This window comes from Nocardiopsis nanhaiensis (genome assembly GCF_054778635.1).
Genome location: NZ_BAAGZJ010000001.1, coordinates 37,695 through 61,957, shown reverse-complemented (window position 1 = coordinate 61,957; position 24,263 = coordinate 37,695). Strand labels below are relative to the sequence as shown.

The 24,263-nt window shown below is 68.6% G+C and carries 20 protein-coding genes; 3 read left to right on the top strand and 17 right to left on the bottom strand.

Annotated elements, in window-relative coordinates; translation table 11 throughout:
* Nucleotides 1–10 precede the first annotated feature (10 nt).
* From ACYVD1_RS00260 to ACYVD1_RS00220, 9 genes are all read right to left on the bottom strand, one after another.
* Nucleotides 11–1,951 (bottom strand): TIGR03960 family B12-binding radical SAM protein, encoded by a 1,941-nt coding sequence (locus tag ACYVD1_RS00260; protein WP_460765713.1) that lies wholly within the window; start codon nucleotides 1,949–1,951, stop codon nucleotides 11–13.
* Nucleotides 1,952–2,121: 170 nt separating this feature from the next.
* Nucleotides 2,122–3,306 (bottom strand): rod shape-determining protein RodA, encoded by a 1,185-nt coding sequence (gene rodA / locus ACYVD1_RS00255; protein WP_460765710.1) that lies wholly within the window; start codon nucleotides 3,304–3,306, stop codon nucleotides 2,122–2,124.
* Nucleotides 3,307–5,439, bottom strand: a complete 2,133-nt coding sequence (mrdA, locus tag ACYVD1_RS00250) for a penicillin-binding protein 2 (protein WP_460765707.1) — start codon at nucleotides 5,437–5,439, stop codon at nucleotides 3,307–3,309.
* 4 nt (nucleotides 5,440–5,443) lie between these two features.
* Entirely contained in the window at nucleotides 5,444–6,004 is a 561-nt protein-coding gene (gene mreD, locus ACYVD1_RS00245) for a rod shape-determining protein MreD (protein ID WP_460765705.1), read from the bottom strand.
* Nucleotides 6,001–6,900, bottom strand: a complete 900-nt coding sequence (gene mreC / locus ACYVD1_RS00240) for a rod shape-determining protein MreC (protein ID WP_460765701.1) — start codon at nucleotides 6,898–6,900, stop codon at nucleotides 6,001–6,003. The genes mreD and mreC overlap by 4 nt, the downstream gene beginning before the upstream one ends.
* 1 nt (nucleotide 6,901) lies before the next feature.
* Nucleotides 6,902–7,936, bottom strand: coding sequence for a rod shape-determining protein (locus ACYVD1_RS00235; RefSeq protein WP_460747369.1), 1,035 nt, complete (start codon nucleotides 7,934–7,936; stop codon nucleotides 6,902–6,904).
* A gap of 226 nt (nucleotides 7,937–8,162) precedes the next feature.
* A complete protein-coding gene (ndk, locus tag ACYVD1_RS00230; RefSeq protein WP_460747368.1) occupies nucleotides 8,163–8,567 on the bottom strand; it encodes a nucleoside-diphosphate kinase in 405 nt (134 codons plus the stop codon).
* Between the two features lie 173 nt (nucleotides 8,568–8,740).
* Nucleotides 8,741–9,202, bottom strand: a complete 462-nt coding sequence (locus ACYVD1_RS00225) for a DUF4233 domain-containing protein (RefSeq protein WP_460765698.1) — start codon at nucleotides 9,200–9,202, stop codon at nucleotides 8,741–8,743.
* A 29-nt stretch (nucleotides 9,203–9,231) separates the two neighbouring features.
* Nucleotides 9,232–10,581 (bottom strand): bifunctional folylpolyglutamate synthase/dihydrofolate synthase, encoded by a 1,350-nt coding sequence (locus tag ACYVD1_RS00220; RefSeq protein WP_460747366.1) that lies wholly within the window; start codon nucleotides 10,579–10,581, stop codon nucleotides 9,232–9,234.
* Between the two features lie 111 nt (nucleotides 10,582–10,692).
* On the opposite strand from ACYVD1_RS00220, the gene ACYVD1_RS00215 reads away from it, so the two are divergent.
* Nucleotides 10,693–11,946, top strand: coding sequence for a hypothetical protein (locus ACYVD1_RS00215; RefSeq protein ID WP_460765694.1), 1,254 nt, complete (start codon nucleotides 10,693–10,695; stop codon nucleotides 11,944–11,946).
* Between the two features lie 152 nt (nucleotides 11,947–12,098).
* Nucleotides 12,099–12,983, top strand: a complete 885-nt coding sequence (locus tag ACYVD1_RS00210; protein ID WP_460765688.1) for a hypothetical protein — start codon at nucleotides 12,099–12,101, stop codon at nucleotides 12,981–12,983.
* A 111-nt stretch (nucleotides 12,984–13,094) separates the two neighbouring features.
* Here the strand turns inward: ACYVD1_RS00210 and ACYVD1_RS00205 are convergent, their stop codons facing one another.
* The 7 genes from ACYVD1_RS00205 to ACYVD1_RS00175 form a co-directional block, all read right to left on the bottom strand.
* The gene (locus ACYVD1_RS00205; protein WP_460765685.1) at nucleotides 13,095–13,700 is read right to left on the bottom strand and encodes a response regulator transcription factor; all 606 of its coding nucleotides are present in this window, start codon (nucleotides 13,698–13,700) and stop codon (nucleotides 13,095–13,097) included.
* Nucleotides 13,697–14,965, bottom strand: coding sequence for a sensor histidine kinase (locus tag ACYVD1_RS00200; protein ID WP_460765682.1), 1,269 nt, complete (start codon nucleotides 14,963–14,965; stop codon nucleotides 13,697–13,699). Before ACYVD1_RS00200 ends, ACYVD1_RS00205 begins: the two co-directional genes overlap by 4 nt.
* Complete coding sequence (locus ACYVD1_RS00195) at nucleotides 14,962–15,813, bottom strand: ABC transporter permease (RefSeq protein ID WP_460765679.1); 852 nt, start codon at nucleotides 15,811–15,813, stop codon at nucleotides 14,962–14,964. The genes ACYVD1_RS00200 and ACYVD1_RS00195 overlap by 4 nt, the downstream gene beginning before the upstream one ends.
* Complete coding sequence (locus ACYVD1_RS00190) at nucleotides 15,810–16,829, bottom strand: ABC transporter ATP-binding protein (RefSeq protein WP_460765676.1); 1,020 nt, start codon at nucleotides 16,827–16,829, stop codon at nucleotides 15,810–15,812. Before ACYVD1_RS00190 ends, ACYVD1_RS00195 begins: the two co-directional genes overlap by 4 nt.
* A 193-nt stretch (nucleotides 16,830–17,022) precedes the next feature.
* The gene (locus ACYVD1_RS00185) at nucleotides 17,023–18,438 is read right to left on the bottom strand and encodes an LVIVD repeat-containing protein (protein ID WP_460765673.1); all 1,416 of its coding nucleotides are present in this window, start codon (nucleotides 18,436–18,438) and stop codon (nucleotides 17,023–17,025) included.
* Between the two features lie 225 nt (nucleotides 18,439–18,663).
* The gene (locus tag ACYVD1_RS00180; protein ID WP_460765671.1) at nucleotides 18,664–20,073 is read right to left on the bottom strand and encodes an LVIVD repeat-containing protein; all 1,410 of its coding nucleotides are present in this window, start codon (nucleotides 20,071–20,073) and stop codon (nucleotides 18,664–18,666) included.
* Between the two features lie 193 nt (nucleotides 20,074–20,266).
* Nucleotides 20,267–21,631 carry an LVIVD repeat-containing protein gene (locus tag ACYVD1_RS00175; protein WP_460765669.1) on the bottom strand — a complete coding sequence of 455 codons (1,365 nt, stop codon included), beginning with the start codon at nucleotides 21,629–21,631 and terminating at the stop codon, nucleotides 20,267–20,269.
* 259 nt (nucleotides 21,632–21,890) lie between these two features.
* Between ACYVD1_RS00175 and ACYVD1_RS00170 the strand changes: the two genes are divergently transcribed.
* On the top strand, nucleotides 21,891–22,601 hold the full coding sequence (locus tag ACYVD1_RS00170; protein WP_460765665.1) for a DUF305 domain-containing protein: 711 nt from the start codon (nucleotides 21,891–21,893) through the stop codon (nucleotides 22,599–22,601).
* A gap of 146 nt (nucleotides 22,602–22,747) precedes the next feature.
* Here ACYVD1_RS00170 and clpX read toward each other — a convergent pair whose 3' ends face one another.
* Nucleotides 22,748–24,025: an ATP-dependent Clp protease ATP-binding subunit ClpX gene (clpX, locus tag ACYVD1_RS00165; RefSeq protein ID WP_460747354.1), complete on the bottom strand. Its 1,278-nt coding sequence runs from the start codon at nucleotides 24,023–24,025 to the stop codon at nucleotides 22,748–22,750.
* Nucleotides 24,026–24,263 lie beyond the last annotated feature (238 nt).

Here is a 24,263-nt window from a genome sequence, read left to right as displayed (position 1 = left end):
CGGGGTCCGGTTACCGGACCACCGTCAACGGCAGCATCGGACGGCCACCGGCCTCGTCGTTGATCTGGATCTCGGTGCCCATGGTGGGGCACACACCGCAGTCGTAGCAGGGGTTCCAGCGGCAGTCGTCGATCTCCACCGACTCGTTCCCGTGCAAGGAGTCCTGCCAGTCCTGCCAGAGCCAGGAGCGGTCCAGCCCGGCGTCCAGGTGGTCCCAGGGCAGGACCTCGCCCTCGTCGCGCTCACGGGTGGTGAACCAGTCCACGTCCACCCCGGTTCCGGCCAGTCCGGTCTCGCCCGCCTTCATCCAGAGGTCATAGGAGAAGTGTTCGCTCCAGCCGTCGAAGCGGCCGCCCGCGTTCCACGCCGCCTCGACGATCCGGCCTACCCGGCGGTCGCCCCGGGACAGCAGGCCCTCCACGATGGATGGGCGGCCCTCGTGGTAGCGCAGACCGATGGACTTGCCGAACTTGCGGTCCCCGCGGAGCCGGTCCCTCAGCTTGCGCAGGCGGGCGTCCACGTCCTCGTGGGAGGTCTGGGCGGCCCACTGGAACGGGGTCTGGGGCTTGGGCACGAAACCGCCGATGGAGACCGTGCAGCGGATGTCCTTGCGTCCGGTCACCTCCCGGCCGATACGGATCACCTCGGTGGCCAGGTCGGCGATGGCCAGGACGTCCTCGTCCTCCTCGGTGGGCAGGCCGCACATGAAGTAGAGCTTCACCTGCCGCCACCCGGCTTCGTAGGCGGCGGTGACGGTACGGATGAGGTCGGCCTCGGTGACCATCTTGTTGATCACCCGGCGCATCCGCTCGCTGCCGCCCTCGGGGGCGAAGGTCAGGCCGGAACGGCGACCGTTGCGGGTCAGCTCGTTGGCGAGGTCGATGTTGAAGGCGTCCACCCTGGTCGAGGGCAGCGACAGCCCGGTGTTGGTGCCCTCGTAGTGGTCTGCGAGGTTCTTGGCGATGTCGCCGATCTCGCTGTGGTCGGCGCTGGAGAGCGAGAGCAGGCCCACCTCCTGGAAGCCGGAGGACTTCACCCCGTCCTCGACCATCTTCTGGACGGTCTGCTGGTTGCGCTCGCGGACCGGCCTGGTAATCATCCCGGCCTGGCAGAACCGGCAGCCGCGGGTGCAGCCGCGGAAGATCTCCACGCTGTACCGCTCGTGCACGGACTCGGCCGTGGGCACGATCGGCCGCTTCGGATAGGGCCACTGGTCCAGGTCCATCACGGTGTGCTTCTGCACCGTGTTCGGTACCCCTGTGCGGTTGGGCGTGTACGCCGCGATCCGGCCGTCCTCGTGGTAGCTCACGTCGTAGAAGCGCGGCACGTACACTCCGCCGGTGGCAGCCAGGCGCAGCAGCAGGCCGTCCCGGCCCCCTGGCTCGCCCTCCTCCTTGAACTCGCGGACGATCTCGGTGATGGCGAGGGTGATCTCCTCACCGTCACCCAGGACCACGGCGTCGAGGAAGTCGGCGATGGGCTCGGGGTTGAAGGCCGCGTGCCCGCCCGCGAGGACGACCGGGTCCTCCTCGGTCCGGTCAGTGGAACGGCGAGGGATCCCGGCCAGGTCCAGGGCGGTGAGCATGTTGGTGTAGCCCATCTCGCTGGCGAAGCTCAGCCCGAGCACGTCGAAGGCGCGGACCGGCCGGTGGGCGTCGACCGTGAAGTGCGGGACGCCGTGCTCGCGCATCAGCTTCTCCATGTCCGACCAGACCGCGTAGGCGCGCTCGGCCAGGACGCCCTCGCACTCGTTGAGGACCTCGTACAGGATCTGCACGCCCTGGTTGGGCACGCCCACCTCGTAGGCGTCCGGGTACATGAGCGCCCAGCGCACACTCGCGGCGTCCCAGTCCTTGACGACGGAGTTGAGCTCACCGCCCACGTACTGGATCGGCTTGCCCACTTGGGGCAGGAGGGGTTCGAGGCGCGGGAAGAGGCTTTCGACGGACATGGTGTTGGCCTTCGATCGGCGGACATCGTGTCTGGCTGGTTCCCGTCCGTCCCCGCGCGGGGACGGTGGGACCGGGCCACTGGACCTGGAGACGCGGTCGCGCGGTGAAGTACCAGAGTACCGGCGAAGGTGCCTCCCGGACCGGTTGTCCACAGCCCCGACAGGCCCGGTCAGTACTCGAATCCCCGATCCCTGGAGTTGACGCCCAGGACCAAGCCGAGGGCGAGCATGTTCGCCAGGATCGCGGTGCCTCCGTAGGACACGAGCGGCAGAGGGATACCGGTCACCGGCAGCAGGCCCAGGCCCATCCCGATGTTGACGAAGGCCTGGAACCCGAACCAGCCGGCCACGCCCACGCACAGCAGCCGCGGGTACGGAAGGTCGCAGCCCTTGGCAATGCGCAGGATCCGCCAGAGGACCACGGCGAACAGGACGATGATCGCCGCGGCCCCGACGAACCCGAGTTCCTCCCCGGCGACGGTGAAGATGAAGTCGGTGTGCTGCTCGGGCACGAACCGCCCATGGGTCTGTTCTCCCTGGAAGAGCCCGGTGCCGTCGAAACCGCCGGACCCCACGGCGATCAGTGCCTGGGCGGAGTTGTAACCCGCGCCCTGGGGGTCGGCGGCCGGGTCCATCAGGGTGGCGATCCGCTGCATCTGGTAGGGCTCCAGCAGGTCGAACCACAGCACCGCGAACACCGTGGCCGCCCCGGCGGCGAGCATGCTGCCCACCCAGACGATGGGTGCCCCGGACAGGGGGAGCATCCCGAGGAAGATGGCGACGAGGACGAGACTGGTACCCAGGTCGGGTTGGAGCACCACCAGAGCGAGCGGGATACCCAGGGCGAGCAGGCAGAAGAGCACATCCCGGGTCATCGGCCGGGTCTCGCCGTCCCGGGGTTCACCGAGCAGCGTGGCCAGGACCAGGACCAGGCCGACCTTGGCGAGCTCACTGGGCTGGAACTGGAAACCCGCGACCACGATCCACCCGCGCGATCCGTTGATCACCGCTCCGAGCGGAGTGAGCACCAGCAGCAGGGCGATCACCGTGAACACGTAGACGATGGGCGCGTAGGCGCGGACCGTACGGTAGTCCGTGCCCGCCACGATCAGGCAGGCGACCAGGGCCACGGCTAGGTGCGCGAGGTGGCGGACCAACTGGTCGACTGTGTTCAAGGGGTCGCTGCCGTCCCCCGGCAGTGTCGCCGACCAGACGAGCACCGAACCGATCATTCCCAGAGCCAGGACGGAGCAGACCAGGATCCAGTCCAGGCCGCGAGCTCCCCCAGCGGCCGAGGCCAGGGACTTCCGGAAGTCGCGCTGCCGCTGGGGCGGCCCACCCATGTTCGTGATCAATCAGGGCTCCAGCATCTCGATGGAACCGTCCGAGCGGACGATCGGCAGTTCGCCGTGCGGTTCGCCTCCGGGCAGCAGGGGATCGCCATCCGCGACGTCTTCGATGTCGCCGGAGGACGAGAACCCGTAGATGCCCTCGAAGATCTCCTTCGCGATGGGAGCGGCGGTCTCCCCGCCGGTGCCTCCCTGGGAGACCAGGACGGCGATGGCGTACTGCGGGTCCTCGGCCGGGGCGTAGGAGGCGAACCAGGACGAGACCTCGCGCCCCTCCACGTCGGCGCTGCCCGTCTTCCCGGCGACGGACACCTGGTCCTGTGGGAAGTCGGCGAAGGCGCCGCCACCGGTACCGGACTCGGTCACCTCGGCCAGTGCGTCCTGGAGGTAGGAGATGGTCTCGTCGCTGACGGGCAGCTCCTGCTTGACCGTCGGTTCGATCTCCTCCGCCTCGGAACCGTCGGCCGCGACCATCGCCTTGGCCACTCGGGGCTCGTACAGCGTGCCGCCGTTGGCGATGGCCGAGTAGGCGCTGGCCAACTGCAGCGGGCTCACCAGGACGTCGCCCTGACCGATCGAGAAGTTGATGGCCTCGCTGGCCCGCCACTCGAAGCCCTCCACGCAGTGCTCGTGCGCGAGCTGCTTGAGGTAGGCGGCCCGGGACGGGTCGGTCTCGGCGACGTCCGGGTAACCGTTCTCGGCCCGCTCGCAGTTGACCTCCCGGGTCTCCTCCCAGAAGGTCTGCTTCCACTCGCGGTCCGGGATGCGGCCGCCGGTCTCGTAGGGCAGGTCCACACCGGTGGGCGAACCGAAACCGTAGCCGCGTGCCATGTTGGCCATCGCCTCGTCGGGTTCGCCGTCGGGATGGAGCCCTCCGTCCTCCTGCCACATCTGGTAGCCGAAGTTGTAGAAGACGGTGTTGCACGAGGCGATGATGGCCTGGCGCAGGGTGATAGTGCCCTGCCCGGCGCCCGCGTAGTTGTCGTAGCTCTGCCCGGCCAGACTGACCGAACCCGGGCAGGCGTAGGTGCTGCGTAGCTCGTACCCGTTCTCGACTGCGGCGGACATCGACGAAACCTTGAACGTGGAACCGGGCGGATACGTGCCCTGGACCGCGCGGGAGAGCAGGGGCTCCCCCGCTTCCTCGCTGAGCATGGCGTCGAAGGTCTCCTGGTCGATCCCGCCGTCCCAGATGGTGGGGTCGTAGGTGGGCACACTCGCCATGGCCACGACCCCGCCGTTAGTGACATCCAGGACGACGGCCGCCCCGGAGTCGGCCTGGTACTCGGGCCGGGCGCCGGCCATACCCCTGGCGAGGGCTTCCTCAGCGACCTTCTGGACGTTCATGTCCATGTGGGTGACCAAGTGCCTGCCCGCCTCGGGGGCACGCTCGGAGACGACGTCCATGATCTCGCCGTGGTTGTTCACGCCGAGGGTCCGCAGCCCGGCGGTGCCGCGCAACTCCTTGTCGTAGATGGCTTCGAGGCCGTCCCGGCCCACCTGGTCGATCCCGGTGAACTGGGTGCGCAGCTCCTCACGCGCCTCCAGCTCCTCCTGGGTGACCGGCTGCAGGTAGCCGAGCATCTGTCCGGCGTGCTCCCCATAGGGGTACTCGCGCACGGCCTGGGCCTGGGCGGTGATACCCGGGAAGTCGTCAGCGCGTTCCATGATCTGGAGCGCGACGGGCCCGTCGACGTCCTCGGCGAGGGTGACGGGCTGATAGGGCGAACCCGGCCAGCAGGGCCGCTCGACCTCAGGACCGCACAGGCGCATGCGCTGCTGAAGCTCCTCCAAGGGCACGTCCAGCACCTCGGCGAGACCGGTGAGGACCTCCTCGCCGCCGTCCGGCATTCCCTGGAGTTCATGGTAGTCAGCCGACACCAGCAGCTCGGTCTTGTTGCTCACCACCGAGCGCCCGCTCGAGTCGAGGATCTGCCCTCGGGTGGCGGGGACGACGAGCTCCTGGTGGTGGTTGGAGACCGCGAGTTCACGGTAGTGGTCGGCCATCGGCACCTGGAGGTACCAGAGGCGGCCGACCAGGACCGCGAACAGGACCAGGACCAGGAACTGGGCGAGGATGAGGCCGAACCGTCCGAATCTGCGCCCCGGAAGCGTGGGGTCTACTGGAGGCTTGCGCACCGGTTCACCACCCGCCCGAGTAGGTCGGGCCTTGGATCGTGGCGAAGTCGCTTTCGGTGAGTTTGGCGCGCACCCAGAGCACCGGCAGGGTGACCAGGGGTGCGAACGCCATGGTCAGCAGCGCGCCGATACCGGTGTTGACGGCGACCGAGCCGAGGGTGATGTGCCCGTCGCCCATCACGAGGCCGAGGAAGGCGTATCCCAAACCCACGGCAACGGACACGACCGGGACGATGCCGCAGGCCGCCCAGCCCGACACGCCGGCCCCGGTCGCCCCGCCGAAGCCGGTGTTGGCCCGCAAGAGCGCGAGAACGTAGGCAGCCAGGCACAGCACGAGGGCATAGCGGCCCATCGGGTGTTCGGCCGGCGGCAGTACGTCCATGGCCATCCCCGCCGCGAACCCGCATCCGGCTGCCGCCGCGGGGCTGGTGGTCAGGGCGACCGCGACGACCGCCGCGATCACCAGGTCGGGCCCCGGCCCCCACTCGAAGGGCAACCGGTGGATGACCGTGGTTTGGGCGAGCACCGCGACGGTCACCATGATCAGGGTCGCGACGGCCCTCATTGGTCCCCCTCAGGGTCGGGTTTGGGCGGAAGCACGGAATCACGCGGGTCCTCGGACGGTCCGTCGACGACCACCCCCACCACGTCCAGGGCCGCGAAGTCCACTGCCGGTGTGATGCGCGCGATCCGGCTCAGCGCACCGGGCGCGACCTGTACTTCGTCGACGGTCCCGATGGGCACGCCTGGCACGAAGGGCGCCCCGTCGTGGGAGCCGAGCGTCACCACCCGGTCCCCTTCCTCGATGGGTGCCTCCATGTCGAAGAGCTCGAGGGTCAGGTCGGCCTCAGGGCCGTTCGGGACGCTGCCACCGGTGACGGCGCCGATCTTGCGGGTCTCCTCCAGGCGGGCGCCGACCGAGGAGTTGACGTCGGTGGCGAGCTGGACCGTGGCGGTGCGGGGACCGGCCTCGACGATCTTGCCGACCAAACCGGATCCGCTGACCACGGTCATGTCCGGCTGGATCCCGGAGGATGTTCCCGCGTCCAAGGTGGCCGTGTGCGCGTATCCGCGGGCCGTGGTGCGGGTGACGGCCTGGGCGGTGACGACCTCGTATCCGCCGATCCCGGACAGGTGCAGGAGTTCGTCGAGCTGGTCGGCGCGGCCGTCGTCGATCTGGGCTGCCTGCACCTCGGACTCGAGCTCGGCGTTGGCGGCCTCCAGCTCGGCGATGCGGTCAGCGGCTTCGGGTCCCTGGCTCACCCCTGCGTAGACATCGGCCACGGGCCCGCCGACGTAGCCGACACCCGCGGCTGCGGGTGCGAACACCAGCTCGCCGCCGCCTCGGGCGAGTGAGGTCACCGGGTCGTCGCCGGGACGGGCGTCCAGGACGAGCAGGGCCACGGCTGCCGCGACGAGGACCGCGAGGAACAGCCGGGACCGCGAGGAGTCGCGGAACATGTCAGCGCCGCCGTTCCGGGACGAGGACCTGGTGGAGCCGCTCGTAGTTCTCGACGCAGGTACCGGAGCCGACGGCGACCGAATCGAGAGCGTTGTCGGCGAGGTGGATGGGCATCCCGGTCTCGTGGAGGAGCCGGTCGTCGAGGCCGCGCAACATGGCGCCGCCGCCGGTGACGGCCACTCCCCGGTCCATGATGTCGCCGGACAGTTCGGGCGGGCACTTGTCGAGGCTGGTCCGGACCGCGTCGATGATGGCGGTGACCGGCTCCTCGATGGCCTGACGCACGTCGGACTCGGACATGACGATCGTCTTGGGCAGCCCGCTGATGAGGTCTCGGCCGCGTACCTCCGCGTGCAGTTCCTCGGAGCCGGTGGGGTAGGCGGAGCCGACCGCCACCTTGAGTTCCTCGGCGGTGCGCTCGCCGATCATCAGGGAGTACTCCTTCTTGACGAAGGTCATGATGGCCTGGTCGAGTTCGTCACCGCCCACGCGGATCGACTGGGATGTGACGATGCCGCCCATGGATATGACGGCGACCTCGGTCGTGCCGCCTCCGATGTCGACGACCATGTTGCCGGTGGGTTCGTGGACGGGGAGCCCGGCGCCGATGGCGGCGGCCATGGGTTCCTCGATGATGTAGACGCGGCGCGCTCCGGCCTGGTAACCCGCTTCCTTGACCGCGCGGTGTTCGACCGAGGTGATACCGCTCGGGACCGCGACGATGATGCGGGGTTTGGCGAAGTGGCGCCGACGGTGGATCTTCTGGATGAAGTACCGCAGCATGCGCTCGGTGACTTCGAAGTCGGCGATGACGCCGTCCTTGAGGGGGCGGATGGCGGTGATGTTGCTCGGCGTGCGGCCGATCATCTGCTTGGCCTCGATACCGACGGCCACGATCTTGCCGCTCGAGGTGTTGAGCGCGACCACCGACGGCTCGTTGAGGACGATGCCGCGCCCACGTACGTAGACGAGTGTGTTGGCGGTACCAAGGTCTACGGCCATGTCCCGGCCGAGAAATGCAAGGTTGTTCGGCATGTAACGTCCTCAGAGGCGCCGTGTCGGGCGTGGAAGCACGGAACGACCATAGGTAGTCGTTCCAGCACGTTAGGTGTCCAGTCCCCGCATCGTAACGGTCAGCACTTAGCTGGTTACGCAAACACACCGAATTGTTGCCTCGTCACCGGACGAAAGGCGAGAAAAGAGAAGTGTCCCGGGGCGGTCGCCCCGGGACACCGACGATGGACTCTGAGTCCGGATCCCCTTACAGGTCGGGGAAGAAGAGCTTGATCTCGCGCTCCGCGGAGTAGGTGGAGTCCGAACCGTGCACGATGTTCTGCTGGACCTCCAGAGCGAAGTCGCCGCGGATCGTGCCCGGGGTGGCGGTGACCGGGTCGGTCGCACCGGCCAGGGCACGGAAGGCCTCGATGGCACGCTCGCCCTCGACCACCATCGCGACCAGCGGGCCGCCGGTGATGAACTCCACCAGCGAGTCGAAGAACGGACGCGAAGCGTGCTCCTCGTAGTGTGTCTTGGCGGTGTCGGCGTCGAGCGTGCGCAGCTCCATCGCGACCAGACTCAGGCCCTTGCGCTCGATGCGCGAGATGACCTCACCGACGATGTTGCGGCGGACACCGTCGGGCTTGATGAGAACGAGAGTGCGCTCCACGTGCGTTTCAACTCCTCACTGGGGACCCCACTCGTGGCGCGCACGGGCCTGCGCCCGCGGTGGCGACCGCACGCGTGAGGTGTACGGATGTGTGTCCGGGGTCCGACGGCGAGCTGAGGGGTTGGTCCGCGATCCGCGGATCCGGCCGCCCGCCTGCCCGGATGTGCGTCAGACTATCGCGTTTGACGCTGGGACGCGGTGGCCACCTCGTCATCGGCTGTGGAGCCCTCCCCGGCCCCCTCGGACTCCTGGGAACCTTCGAGCCCCTCAGCGCCTTCGGAGCCCTCGGCCCGCTCAGCCGCCTCCGCGTGCGCGACGTGCGCCGCCTGGGCCTCGTCGACCTTGCGCCCCATGATCACACCGGTGACCCACAGTGAGACGAACACGATGGCGACCAGCGGCATACCGGTGACCGTGAAGGAGCTGAACAGGAGCCCGGCCTGCAGGGCCCAGGCTGCATAGTGCGCCCAGGTGTGCTTCTGGAGCCCGGCGAGCACCAGCGCGGCCACGGCCATCCCGCCCCAGAGTCCTCCGGCGACGGCGGGGTCGGCGCCTTCCAGGTTGATGGCGATGGGGATCGCCAGGCCGATCACGATGACCTCGAACGCGAGGACGACGGCACAGACTGTGCGCACGGCAGTTTCCCTTCGTGGTGGGTCGCCCGCTACTCGCCGGATCCGCGCAACAGGTGCACGGCGTCACCCGCGGTGACGACCGATCCGGTGACCAGCACACCGACACCGCCGAACTCGCCGCCGCTCTCGGCCAAGCCCACGGCCTGGTCGATGGCGTCGTCGAGCCTGGCGGCCACGTGCACGCGGTCCTCACCGAAGATCTGTTGGGCCGCGGTGGAGAGCTGCGCCGCGTCGAGGGAACGCGGCGAGGAGTTGCGGGTGACGACGATCTCGTCGAGCAGTGGTTCGAGGGGATCCAGAATCCCCTCAACGTCTTTTTCGGCCATGACCGCGACCACGCCGATCAGCCGCGAGAAGGAGAAGGCCTCCTCCACGGCGCCGACGGTGGCGATCATCCCGGCCGGGTTGTGTGCGGCGTCGGCGATGACGGTCGGGCTGGTGCGAACGACCTCCATACGCCCGGGTGACTCCAGCCCCATCAGGGCTTCGCCCACGATCTCGGGGTCGAGTCCGACGGCGTCCTCCACAGCGGAGAACGCCTCCACGGCGGCGATCGCGACAGCGGCGTTGCTGGCCTGGTGTTCGCCGAACAGGGGCAGGAAGAGGTTGTCGTAGCTCCCGGTGAGGCCCTTCACGGCGATCTGCTGACCGCCGACGGCCACCTCACGGGAGGTCACCCCGAACTCCAGTCCCTCCCGGGCCACGGTGGACCCGACCTCGGCGGCGTGCCGGAGCAGCGCCTCCGCGGCGGGCACCGGCTGCTGTGCCATGACCGTGACGGAGTCGGGTTTGATGATGCCCGCCTTCTCCTCGGCGATGCCGTCGAGGGTGTCGGGCAGGTACTCGGTGTGGTCGATGCCGATCGGTGTGACGACCGCGACGTCCCCGTCGATGACGTTGGTCGCGTCCCAGCTGCCGCCCAATCCGACCTCCACCACGGCGACGTCCACGGGGGAGTCGGCGAAGGCGGCATAGGCCATGACGGTGAGGATCTCGAAGAACGACAGCTGCACGTCGTGCATCGCGTCGGCCATCTCGAGGAAGGGCCGGATGTCGTCGTAGGCCTCGACGAACTCCTGCTGGGAGATCGGTTCGCCGTCGACGACGATACGCTCGCGCACCGTCCTCAGGTGGGGACTGGTGTAGCGGCCCACGCGCAGGCCTCGGGCGCGCATGAGCGCGTCGATCATGCGCGCGGTGGACGTCTTGCCGTTGGTCCCGGTGACGTGGATGACCCGGAAGTTGCGCTGCGGGTCACCCAGCAGGTCCAGGACGGTGCGGACACGGTCCAGGTGAGGGTCGATTTCGGACTCGGGTGCGCGGGAGAGGATCTCCGCGGTGACCTCGGCGTAGCGCCCTTCGGCGCCCGCGCCACTCACGGCGTCTCGATGATCGGGGTGTACACCCGCGTCAGTGTACGCGCCCCCACCTGGGAGCGGGCTCCGGGTCGGGGGTGCTGAGCCCGATATCACCGGGACCATACTGTGGACATGCCTAGCATTGACCCCTACTTCACCGAGTGGGCGAACCGTCGCCCCGGTCAGACCCGAAGCCTGGGCCGGGCGACCGCCCTGCTGTCGGCCCTGGACCTGAGCGCCCCCCGCACCCCGGTACTGGGCGTAGTGGGTTCCAAGGGGAAGGGGAGCACCGCCACCTACGCCGCCGCGGCTCTTTCCGCAGCCGGACTGAGGACGGTCCTGGTGACGGGTCCGAGCTTCCGCGGGTACCGGGAGCGGGTGCGGGTGGACGGCACGTCCGTGACCGACGCGGAACTCCACGCCCTAGGTGAGGAGATCGAGCGGGCCCGCTTGGTGCTGCCGCCCGCCGGGGAAACCGGGGGGTACCTGGCGCCGAGCGGCCTCTTCCTGGTCGCTGGCCTCCTGCACGCCCGTGCCGTGGGCGCGGACGTGTGCGTTCTCGAGGCGGGAATGGGCGGCCACCGCGACGAACTCCGGCTGATCGGCCCCGATGTGGTGGCCCTCGGTTCGGTCTTCGCCGAGCACGTCGGGATCCTCGGCGACACCGTGACCGAGATCGCGCGCGAGAAGGTGCGCGTGGCCGGCGAACGGACCCGGGCGCTGGTGAGCCTGCCCCAGACCGCCGATGTAGCCGCGGAGGTGGCGCGGGCCCTGGCCGAGGTGACCGGGAGCCGAGTGGCCCCGGAGGTCGCGGACCCGGCCGCCAAGGGAACGGAACCACCGGTGGAACTGCGCCCCGCGGGGCTGTCCGCCGCCTCGGGGGTCCTGGGAACAGCGGCCGCGGACCGGATGCTGGAGGTGCTGGAACGACCGGCGGCCGCCCCGGAACGCCTGCACCGGGTCCTCGCGACCCTGAACCTGCCCGCCCGGCTGTCCGAGCACCCCGTGCCCGGCAGCGCGACCGCCCGGGTACTCGTGGACTCGGCCATCGACCGCGTGGGCGTGGCCGCCGCCCTGGCCCACGCACGCACCCTCTGGGGCGGGGTGGATCATGTGCTGCTGTGCTTGCCCGACCACAAGGACGTCTCCGGCGCCGTCGCTGCCCTGGGGAAAACACCGGTCACCGCTGTGCGCCTACCCGAGGCCCACCTGCGCTTCGCCCACGACCTGCCCGGGCACTGGAACCGGGCCGACGCCGAGAAGCTCACACCGGACACGGTCGCCGCCTTCGGCGAGCGCGTGCTGGCACTCGGGACCGTGTACTTCACCGGCCGCATGACCGAGGTCCTGGACGCCCCCACCGACCGCCTCTTCGACGCCAGCTGACCACGGTTCCGGTCCCACCCGAACTCGTCCTTTTCCGGAAAGTCCCGGCTTCCCAACACACAGCGCGGCATGCTGGCTCCGAGTTACTTCTCGCAGTAAACGCACCACAACTGCGCGCGCATTCGACCATGCCCGGATTCCAGGAAGCCGTCATGCCCACACGAGAACACGAGATCCCTCTGCGGCTGGTGCAGAACCAGCCCGCCTTGGCCCCGGCTCTGCTGGAAACCCTCGGTTTCAAGGTCCCCCACCACACGGAGGCGCTCAACACCAGTTCGGTACTGACCAACTGCGATCCGAAGGAGTTCAACAGCGACGGTGCCGTGCTCTTGCGCAACGGCTCCGACAACGTCATGGCGGTGGTGGTCGAGCGGCAGAACGGTCGCGATTACGACAAACGGCGTAGCTGGCCAGCCTACCTCGTCACCCTCCATGTCCGCCTGAAGTGTCCGGCGATGCTGCTGGTCCTGTGCCCGACCGATGCCATGGCGCGCTGGTGCGCCGAGCCGCTCCGGACCGGACACCCGGGGTTCGACTTGGTGCCGCTGGCAATCGGGCCGAGCAAGGTACCGAAGATCGCTGACGAGCAAAAGGCTCAGGATCTCCCGGAACTGGCCCTGCTGTCCGCCCGGGCACACGGCGACCGCGACCCCGAAGCGCTGAAAGTGGTCGTGGAGGCACTGAATTCCACAGAGGCGGAGAACCGCACGTTCTATTATGACTACGTGCTCGCTGGCCTGAACGAGGCCGCCCGAAAGGAGTTGGAGGGCTTGATGAGCTTGGCAACCTACGAGTGGCAGAGCGACTTCGCCCGAAAGTATGTCGGTATCGGCCGCGAGGAAGGCCGTGAGGAGGGCCGCGAGGAGGGCCGGGCACTTGAGGCCGCCAAGAACGTCATCTCGTTCCTGGAGGCACGCGGCCTGACCGTCACCCCAGTGGTCCGTGAACGGATCGAGTCCTGCACCGACCTGGAGATCCTTGAGCAGTGGGTCCCCGCAGCGGCGAAGGTCGAACGGCCCGAAGAGCTCTTCGACTGAGGACCGGACACCGTCCGGGGACGGGGCGGGGTGCCGCCCCACCCCGCGTCACCAGTATTCCGCGCGGGCAGTCTCTGCTGCGTTCGGGCGACTTCGGTCGGCCTGGAGGGCTCAGAGCCAGCCCATCTCCTGGGCGGTTCGCACGGCGCCGATGCGGTTCTCCGTGCCCGTCTTCCCCATGGCCGCAGACACGTGGTTGCGGACGGTGCCCTCGGCGATGCCCAGCTTCCCTGCCACCTCGGTCACGCTGTCGGCCGAGGCCAGGGCGCGGAGGATCTCGGCCTCACGAGCGGTCAGGGGACTGACCCCGGCGGTCATCGCGGCGGTGGCCAGTTCGGGGTCGATCCTCCGCTCCCCGGCGTGTACGGCGCGGACCGCCTCGGCCAGTTCGCCCACCGGGGCGTCCTTGTGCAGGAAGCCGCGGACCCCGGCGGCCACGGCGCGGCGCAGGTAACCGGGTCGCCCGAAGCTGGTCAGCACTACCAGGGCGCACTCGGGTGCGGACCCCGCGAGCAGGTCGGCGGCGTCCAGACCGGTGGCGCCGGGCATGTCGATGTCCAGCACGGCGACGTCGGGCCGCAGCTCGGCGACGAGCCCGGCGACCTCGTTGCCGCGGCCCGTCTCCCCCACAACCTCCAGGTCCGGTTCGAGGTTCAGGAGCGCGGCGATCGCCCCGCGCACCAGGTGCGCGTCGTCGGCCAGCACGATGCGGATCACGGCCCCTCCTCGTCGCTCCCGTGGCCGTCCTGGAGCGTTGCGACGCGCGTCGGCAGCACGGCACGCAGCTCGAAGCGGCCCTCCCCCGCGTGTCCCGCGACCAGGGTCCCCCCGGTAGCGGTCACACGCTGGGTCAGACCGAGGATCCCGCTGCCCCCGTTCGTTTGCCCCGGATCCGAGCCCACCCCGTCGTTGCGGATCCGGAGGGTCAACGCGGCTCCGTCCTGTTCGAGAAGAATCTCGCAGCGGCGGGCGGCACTGTGCCGGACGATGTTGGTCGCCCCTTCGCGGACCACCCAGGCAGCGGCGCTCCGCAGGTGGTCGGGTACTTCCTCCACCCGACCGGTGACGGTGAGGCGCACACCCGTGGCGGCCAGGACCTCGCGGGCCCCTTCCAGCTCGTCGGTGAGGTCGGCGTCGCGGTAGCCGCTGACCGTCGAACGCACCTCGCGCAGGGCACTGCGTGCCTCATCCTGGACGGCGCGCATCTCCGCTGCGGCGCGGGCAGTGTCCACCTCTGTGAGGCGGGCGGCCAGCTCGCTGCGCACGGCGATACCGGAGAGGCTGTGGCCGAGCAGGTCGTGGATGTCCCGGGCGATGCGCACCCGTTCCTCACTGGCCGTCAGCCGGGAACGGGCCTGCTGCCCGGAGACGACCTCGCGGCTCAGGTCCCACAACCGCAGAGTCATCCAGTTGCCGACCAGGAGCGCCCAGCCCAGGGCCAGGAGCAGGAGTGTCCACAGCGGGGAATGGGAGGCCCCGACGGTCAGCAGGTCGTACACCCAGGGCAGGGCCAGCAGTACCACCCCTGAGAGGGCGCTCCACCAGCGCGGGACGACCAGCGCCACCATCCCCCACCACATGGCGGGCACGACGACCGCCGCCCCCTCGGGCAGCAGAATCCAGACCGCGGTGACCAGGACCGCGAACGAGGGCAGGAACAGGGCCGGAGAGCGTTCCCTCCGGGCCGGTGCACCCGGTCCCGGGCCCCGTTCGGAGCCCTGTCCCGAAGCGCTCTGGCCCGGTGGGATGGCGTGGTCGTTCGGGGCCAGGACGCGGCGCAGCACCATCCACAGGGCGAGCGCCGCGGCCACCGTGGCCAACACGCCCGCGAGGATCAGTTCGACCGGCCCGGAGTGATCGCCCAAGTACCACTGGAGCGCCACGAGGCCGGGGACCGGCAGGGCCATCCCGAGCAGGATGCACACGACCACCCAGCGCTCTCGGCGCAGGCGCTGGTCCGCGATGTGCCACCCCTCGGTCACTTGCCCTCCCTCGGATCCCAGCGGAGGAAGCGGGTCAGGTAGGCGGACAGAACGATCCAGACCACGATGACCGCGAATCCGGGGAGGGCGGCGACCCACAGGTCCGTTCCGGTGAGGGCTTGGGTCCCGTCGGCACCGCCGAGGAAGTCGCGGCCGAAGTAGGCGCTGGTGACGATCTCGACCCCCGGGGCTGCCGGCAGGAGACGGGAGATCTCCGCGACCCGGTCGGGCATGGCGGCCAACGGCAGCATGAGGCCGCTCAGTCCGTAGAACAGCATGAGGGGCACGACGCAGAGCATCTGTGCGCTCTCCGCGTTGCGGCACAACCTGGTGAAGGCGATCGCGAACAGGGAGACGGAAACGGTCACCAGCAGGATCGACAGGAAGATCAGCACTGGGTCGGCGGGTGTGACGTCGAAGTGGTGGAACAGGACCGCGCCGACGGCCACGGAGATCACCAGTGTCACCACGAGCACGGAGACGATGATCGCGCCGAACATCACTGCCGGAGGTGTGCCCGAGACCAGCAGGCGCTTGAGCACCAGTTGTTCACGGCGGGCCGTGACGAGGTTGCTCACGTGCATGATCGACAGGAACAGCGGGGTCATCATGAGGGCGCCCGCGGTGTAGTGGGCGCCCATGTCCACTCCCGGCACGATGTCCGTGCCCTCCTGGACGAGTCCGAGCAGGGCCAGGCCCAGCGGGAACAGGGCGAAGTAGAGCGCCGTGCGGTATCGCCAGAACAGGGTCATCTCGGCGCGGGAGTACTCGTAGGTCTGGCGGATCAGCCCCACCGGCCGGTGGTCGCGGACGTCGGGGACCCGGGTGGTGGCGGTGTCGGTACTCATCGGGTGACGCCTCCGGTGGTGGGGATCTCGTGTCCGTCGGCGACGCTGAGGAACACGTCCTCCAGCGAGGCCCGGTGCAGGGCCAGTTCCTCCAGGCCGACTCGTTCCCGGCCGGCCCACTCCGTCAGGGCGGCCATCGCCGCGTGGGCGCGGTGGGCCGGGTCCCCTTCAGTAACCGTGTAGGTGACGGAACAGCGTCCGCCGGTGTCGACCACGCCGAGTTCGCTACCCGGCAGCGCGGGCAGGGTGTCGGCTGCGGTGTCGGAGGGGATTCGGAAGGTGATGCGGTCGCCCCAGCCCGACAGCACCTCGCCCAGGCGGCCCTCCACCTCGATCCGGCCCCGGTGCATCAGGGCCAACCGGTCCGCGAGGCGCTCGGCCTCTTCGAGGTAGTGGGTGGTGAGCAGGACCGCGGTACCCTCCGCGACCAGGTCGGTGATGAGGTTCCAGGTGGAGCGTCGGGCCTCGGGGTCCATGCCGGTCGTGGGCTCGTCCAACAGCAGGACCTCGGGCCGGGTAACGATGGCCAGGGCCAGGTCCAGGCGGCGTTTCTGACCGCCGGAGAGCTGGCGGACCCGCAGCTCCGCCCGATCCTCGAGGTCGACCCGGCCCAGCACCTCCTCCAGGCCGCGCGGCCCCGCGTGGGTGCGGCGGGTGAGTTCGACGGTCTCGGCGACGGTGAGGTCGCTGAACGTCCCGCTCTCCTGGAGGACCGCGTTGACCCGGCCGCGCAGGGCTTTCCGGCCCTTCCTCGGGTCCAGGCCGAAGACCCGGACCGATCCGCCGGAGGGGCGCTGGAAGCCCTCGAGCGCTTCGATCGTGGTGGTCTTCCCGGCACCGTTGGTGCCCAGGAGCGCGCAGAGCTCGCCGGGTGCGATGTCGAGGGAGACCCCCCGTACCGCTCGGAAGTCGCCGTAGGCGCACTCCAGGTCGCGGACCCGGACCACGGAGCCGTCGCGCGGGGTCCCGGCGTCTTCGGTGTCGCCGGTCGGGCGTTGACCTGTCGTCGTGAACATGCTTCCAGCTTCGGGGAACGGCGCCGCCGGGTACATGCGCACGAGTCACCGCTTCGGCCTGTGTTCCGCAGGGGGCGGCCCATGACATTCATCATGGGCCCGGCCGGGCGGGAGGAGGAGACCCGCCAGGCGGGAGGGGTCGGCGGACCGTGTCCGCCGACCCCTCAGGTTCGGCCGTGTCTAGGCGCCGCGCCTACCTGTCGGGGCGGTAACTGGGTTGGGTCTGCGGGTTGAACTCGTCGAAGTCGACACGCTCAGCGGGGCGCAGACGGGGATCGGTGAGCTCCAGGACGTCCAGGCCGCGGACCATGTCCGAGGAGTAGACGTGGCCGTTGTAGTAGTAGGCCGACCAGGAGCTACCGTTCTCGATGTCCGGGTCGATCCGGTCGTCGGGGTCGAAGTAGCCGATCTCGTGCGGGTTGGTCGGGTCGTTGAAGTCGAGGATCGACACGCCGCCCTGGTACCAGGCCTGCACGAAGTAGTTCTTGCCGGGAACGGGGATCAGGGACCCGTTGTGCGCGACGCAGACCTGCTCGTCTCCCTGGTGCCGCTCGAGCTTGTAGTAGCTCGCGAACTCCAGGCTGTGCCCGTCGTCGGTCTCGCCCAGGGTGTAGATCGCGTTGGCGCCGTGCTTGGGCCCGATCTCCTCGGTGCACGTGGCGGCACCGCCGCCGCCGAGCTCGTCGGTGAACAGCACCGTCTCGGCGTCGTTGGTGAAGGTCGCCGAGTGCCAGAACGCGAAGTTCTCGTCCTGGATGACCTCCGTGACGACCGGCTCGACCGGGTCCGAGATGTCCATGATGATGCCGTCACCCATGCAGGCGCCCGCGGCGAGGTCCTTCTCCGGGTAGGCGGTGATGTCGTGGCAGCCCTCAGTGGGACGCAGCAGGTTGTCCTGGTCGTGGTTGCCGCCGTCCGGGAAGAGCACCGGTTCGTTGACGACCTTCGCCTCGGCGGGATCGTCCAGCGGCACGTCGATGATCGAGATCTTGTCGTGCGGCGGCTGGCAGTTCGGGAAGTCTTCGGAGGGCGCGTAGGACGAGACGTAGATCAGCTCACTCTCGCCGTCCTTGCTGGGCACGAGGGTGAGGGTGTGCGAACCGCAGTCGGTGCGCACCGCCGAGACGTACTCGGGGTTGGCCTTGTCCGAGATATCGAAGACGCGGACGCCCTCGAAGCCGTCCGGGTCCGTCACCGGCACCTCGGGGGCACCGCACTCGTCGGTGGCGCGCGGGGAGTCCACCGCGACGTACAGCAGGTCACCGCTGACCGAGACGTCACCCTGGGCGCCCGGGCACAGCACCTCGGAGACGATCTGCGGGTCGGCCGGGTCCGAGGCGTCGTAGATGACGAACCCGTCGTAGTTGCCGCCGATGACGTAGTCGCCGCTGAACGCCAGGTCCGAGTTGGTCCCGCTCACCGCGTCCGGTTTGGGGACGTTGGCGATGTGCTCGACGTTGTCGCTGGTGATGCTGTCGGAGGGTGGCGTGTCGGCGTGTGCCGTGGCCGGGCCAAGGAGCCCGGCGAACAGTGTGGCGGCCGCGGTCAGCGCGATGGTGGTCGCGCCGCGCAGGCCGCCACTGGCCCGTTCCGGGGGAGCTGCGGGCATGGTTTCTCCTGAATGGTTCACACGGTGGGGGCGGGGGTTGGGGGTCAGGACAGGGATGGGAGGTCTGGAGGTCGGACGATCGGGGCTGGGCCGGAGGGCCCGGGTCGAGGGATCGGGGCGGGGCGTGGAACGCGTCGGGGCCGCGGCCGGAGGACCGCGGCCCCTGTCACTCCCGTTTGCCCTGACTCCCCAGGAGGAGCCACCGGGAGGGATACGTGGCGCGCGTCAGCGTCCCGGCCGGTAACTCGGCTGGGATTGCGGGTTGAACTCGTCGTAGGTCACGTGCTCCGCCGACCGCAGACGCGGGTCGTCGAGCCGGATCACGTCCAGGCCGCGGGTGATGTCGGACGAGTAGACGTAGCCGTTGTAGTAGTACGCCGACCAGGATCCGCCGAGGACCAGCTCGTCCTCGTCGATCGGTCCGCGGTCGAAGTAGCCGATCTCGTGCGGGTCCTGCGGGTCGTTGAAGTCGATCACCGAGACACCGCCCTGGTACCAGGCCTGCACGAAGAAGTCCTGGCCGGGGACGGGGATCAGGGACCCGTTGTGCGCGACGCAGTTCTCGGTTTCGGCCTGGTCGCGCGGGATCTTGTAGTAGCTCTCGAAGTCGAGCTCGGGGTCCTCGTCCGTGCCGCCGATGGTGTAGATCGCGTTGGCGCCCTGCTCGTACTCGTACTCTTCGGTGCAGATGGCGCCGCCACCGCCGCCGAGTTCGTCGGTGAAGATCACCGTGTCGGCGTTGTTGGTGAAGGTCGCCGAGTGCCAGAAGGCGAAGTTCTCGTCCTGGACCACGTCGGTGACGACCGGTTCCGCGGGGTCGGAGATGTCCATCAGGATCCCGTCACCCATGCAGGCGCCCGCGGCGACGTCGATCTCCGGGTAGGCGGTGATGTCGTGACAGCCGCTGGTGTTGTCGTTCCCGCCGTCGGGGAAGAGGACAGGTTCACTGACCAGTGCCGCCTCTGAGGGGTTGTCAAGGGGGATCTCGACGATGGAGATCTTGTCGTGCGGCGGCTGGCAGTTCGGGAAGTCCTCCGAGGGCGAGTACGAGGACACGTACACGTAGTCGTGCTTGCCGTCCTTGCCCGGCACGAGGGTGTTGGTGTGCGAACCGCAGTCGGTGTCCACCGCGGCGACGTACTCGGGCTTGGACATGTCCGAGATGTCGAAGACGCGGATGCCCTCGAACCCGTCAGGGTCGGTGGTGGGCGTCTCCGGGGCGCCGCACTCCTCACCGGCGCGCGGGTAGTCCACGGAGAAGTACAGCAGGTCCCCGCTGACCGACACATCGCCCTGGCCGCCGGGACACAGGACCTCGGAGACGATTTCGGGGGATTCCGGCTCGGAGATGTCGTAGATGACGAAGCCGTTGTAGTTGCCGCCGATGGCGTAGTCACCGATGAAGGCCAGGTCCGAGTTGAAGTCGTCCATGGCCTCGGTCTTCGGGACGTTGGCCACATGCGTGACGTTGTCGCTGGTCTCCGCATCGCTCTCGAACTGGGGCCCGTCCGCCGATGCGGTGGCGGGGCCGAGAAGGCTCATGGTCAAGGCGGTGACGCCGGTGAGAGCGAGGCCGACGATTCCGCGACGGTACATGGGGCGTCGGGAGCTAGGAGGGACGGGGGATGACGCCATGTGTACTCCTGATTCCTATTGGAGCGAACCAGAAAGAACGTACACAGTTCAACATCAATATGTATAGAGGGGAACAAAAGAAACATGGTTGTTCACACGGTGTCCAGTTGACCCGATCCCGCTACGCACGGTGCCTAGACTCAGCCCGGGGTGACCCGGTGCGGCGACGGAGCGCCGCCGCACCAACCGAGGTTTAACCGCTCGGGAGCGCCGGTTGTGACTGCGGGTTGAACTCGTCCATGACCAGTTCGTCCGCCCCGTCGAACCGGGTGTCGGTGAGCTCGAGGACGTCCAGGCCCTGCTCGATGTCCGACGAGTAGACGTGCCCGTTGTAGTAGTACGCCGACCACGAACCGGCCGTGCGCAGTTCGTCGGGATCGACGGGACCGCGGTCGAAGTAGCCCACCTCGACGGGCTCGTCCGGGTCGGTGAGGTCGATGACCGAGACACCGCCCTGGTACCAGGCCTGCACAAAGAAGTCGGCACCCGGTACCGGAATCAGCGAACCATTGTGCGCCACACAGTTCTCAGTTTCGGACTGGTGACGTGGCAATTTATAGTAGCTCCGGAACTCGAGTTCAGAATCGCCCCCGGAGCGGTCCAGCGAGTACACGGCATTGGCCCCCCGTTCGGGACCGACTTCCTCGTTACAGGTGGGCGCGCTTCCGCCGCCGAGTTCGTCGGTGAAGACCACGTTGGCCGCGTCGTTGGTGAACGTGGCCGAGTGCCAGAACGCGAAGTTGGGGTCTTGGACGCGTTCCTCCACCTCGGGGGCGAGCGGGTCAGAGATGTCCATCAGGATCCCGTCACCCAGGCAGGCGCCGGCGGCGATGCCCTGCTCCGGGTAGGCGGTGATGTCGTGGCAGCCCGTGGTGGTGCTGTGACCGTCGTCCGGGAAAAGCACCGGCTCGTTGACGACCGCGGCCGCCTCGGGGTCGTCGTGCGGTACCTCGATGATCGAGATCTTGTCGTGCGGCGGCTGGCAGTTCGGGAAGTTCTCCGCGGGCGAGTACGAGGACACGTACACCACGTCGCTCTCCCCGTCCGCCCCCGGCACGAGGGTGTTGGTGTGCGAACCGCAGTCGGTGTCCACCGCGGCGACGTACTCGGGATCGGACTTGTCGGAGATGTCGAAGATCCGGATGCCCTCGAACCCGTCCGGATCGGTGGTGGGCACGCTCGGCGCACCGCACTCCTCACCGGCGCGCGGGTAGTCCACGGAGAAGTACAGCAGGTCCCCGCTGACCGACACATCGCCCTGGCCGCCGGGACACAGAACTGTGGCCACCACGACGGGGGCGGCCGGGTCGGAGATGTCGTGGACCACGAAGCCGTCGTAGTTGCCGCCGATGGCGTAGTCACCGGTGAAGGCCAGGTCCGAGTTGAACGACGAGGACAGCGCACTGGGCTTGGGGACGTTGGCCAGGTGCTCCACTCCCCCGCCCGTACTCACCCCGTCGTCGGCCGCGGCCCCCGGAGCCCCAAGGAGTCCCACGACCAGCGAGGCGACCGCCAGAGCCCCTCGGCAGCCGTGTCTTCGTCCCGTTCCCGAAACCATGCCCCACCCCCGAAAACCACATAAAGGAACCAGTTGACTACTTTGGGTTCTATCGGCTGAACACGCCGCAGACCAGACGAAACGCCGTGCTCGCCCATAGGGCATGCTCAGGGGCGCGGACCAGACAGAGCGGGCCCGACACGCACCCAGCACTGGACAAAACACCCGTGCAGTGAGTAGAAAACCGGCAGGATGTCGTGTTCCAAGCGGCAGCCGGCGGGCATCCGGCCCGCTGTCCCCCACCTTTGGAGGAGTCCTCGTGCGTCGCCTGGCACTCGCAGCCGGAACCGCCCTCGTGTTGTTCGCAGCCTCGGCCTGCAGCGGCGATGAGGACGGGCAGGAATCGGCCAACGTCATCGCCCCCGGGGCCCCCGGAGAGTCCGCCTCCCCCGCTACCTCCGAGCAGATCGCCGCCCTCGCCGACGAGCAGGGACACAACGAGGCCGACGTCACCTACCTCGTGAAGATGATCGAACACCACACCCAGGCCCTGGAGATGACCGATCTCGTCGAGGACCGCTTCGAGCGAGACGGGATCGAGCGCATCGCCGACCGGATCGCCGCCGCGCAGGATCCCGAGATCTCCGCGATGGAGAGCTGGCTGGAGGTGAACATCTTCGCCCCGGCCAGGGAGAACCCCGCCCACCAGAACTTCTGCGGCCTCGAAGGCGACGGCAGCCATCACGCCGAGGACGAGGACATCCCCGAGTGCCTCCTCGAAGTCGACCACGACGATATGGAGGGCATGGTCGCCGAAGAGGACCTGGAGCGCCTGACCGACGCCGAAGGCGACGACTTCGACCAGCTCTTCGTGGAACTGATGACCGAGCACCACGAGGGCGCGGTCACCATGGCGGAGGAGGCCATGGCCGAGGCCAAGGACCAAGAGGTCCTGCGCATGGCCAACGACCTCATCGCCGAGCAGAACACCGAGATCACCCGCATGGCGAACGTCCTCGAGGGCGACTAGGACCCCTCAGGCTCCAGCGGCCCTTGGCCCAGGGCCGCTGGAGCAGCGCCCAGGGGCCCGCTACACGCACGTCGGGGCGCCACCCGTGAAAGGGGGCGCCCCGAACTGCGTCGTCGCTTCCTGCGCCCGCTGAGCGGGCCGCGGGGTCAGGCCGACTTCTCCTGGCGGTCGTCCGCCTCCAACTGGGCACGCGGCACGATGGTCGGGTTCACGTGCTCCTCGACCGACTCCCGGGTAATGATCACCTGGGCCACGTCCTCGCGGCTGGGAACCTCGTACATCACCGAGAGCAGGACCTCCTCGATGATGGCCCGCAGACCGCGGGCGCCGGTCCCGCGGATGATGCCCTGCTCAGCGATGGCCTCCAGCGCGTCCTGGCTGAACTCCAGGTCCACGTGGTCCAGTTCGAACAGCCGCTGGTACTGCTTGACCAGGGCGTTGCGCGGTTCGGTGAGGATCTGGATCAGCGCGGCCTTGTCGAGGTTGTGCACGCTGGTGATCACCGGCAGACGGCCGATGAACTCCGGGATCATCCCGAACTTGAGCAGGTCCTCCGGCATGACCTCGCCGAACAGCGCGGTCTCGCCCTCTTCGCTCTTGGGCCGCAGCACGGCGTTGAATCCCATGCCCTGCTGCCCGGCCCGGGACTCGATGATCTGCTCCAGCCCGGCGAAGGCGCCACCGCAGATGAACAGCACGTTCGTGGTGTCGATCTGGATGAACTCCTGGTGCGGGTGCTTGCGGCCGCCCTGCGGGGGAACGCTCGCCGTGGTGCCCTCCAGTATCTTCAGCAGCGCCTGCTGGACACCTTCACCGGACACGTCCCGCGTGATCGACGGGTTCTCGCTCTTGCGCGCGACCTTGTCGACCTCGTCGATGTAGATGATGCCGGTCTCGGCCTTCTTGACGTCGTAGTCAGCGGCCTGGATCAGCTTCAGGAGGATGTTCTCGACGTCCTCGCCCACGTAACCCGCCTCGGTGAGCGCCGTGGCGTCCGCGATGGCGAACGGGACGTTCAGGATCTTGGCGAGCGTCTGCGCCAGCAGGGTCTTACCCGACCCGGTCGGGCCCAGCAGCAGAATGTTCGACTTGGCGATCTCCACGTCCTCGTCACTGGGACGGTCGCCTTCCGAACGGACCCGCTTGTAGTGGTTGTACACGGCCACGGAGAGGGACTTCTTGGCCTGTTCCTGGCCGATCACGTAGGAGTCGAGGAACTCGTAGATCTCCCGGGGCTTGGGGAGGGAGTCCCACGTGAGCTCGGTGGCGTCAGCGAGTTCCTCTTCGATGATCTCGTTGCACAGATCGATGCACTCATCGCAGATATACACGCCGGGGCCCGCGATGAGCTTCTTCACCTGCTTTTGGCTCTTACCGCAGAATGAGCACTTCAGCAGGTCCCCGCCGTCGCCGATGCGTGCCACCCAGCCACTCCTCAAAACTAAGGCCGCCCCGCTCCCGGCGTGCTCGGCACCGGACGGAGCGGGAGGTTTCTCCCGCTTCCCGTCCACGACCGGCCAGCCACGAACGGGGCGATCTGTGTGTCGCTCTCCGCCAGACTAAGCGAAAAACCGGACCGGCTTCACCACCGGGCTGTCCCAGGCGGGTCAGAAACCGGTCCGGTAGGTACTTCTGGCGGCCGAATCCCCCTGCCCGGAAACG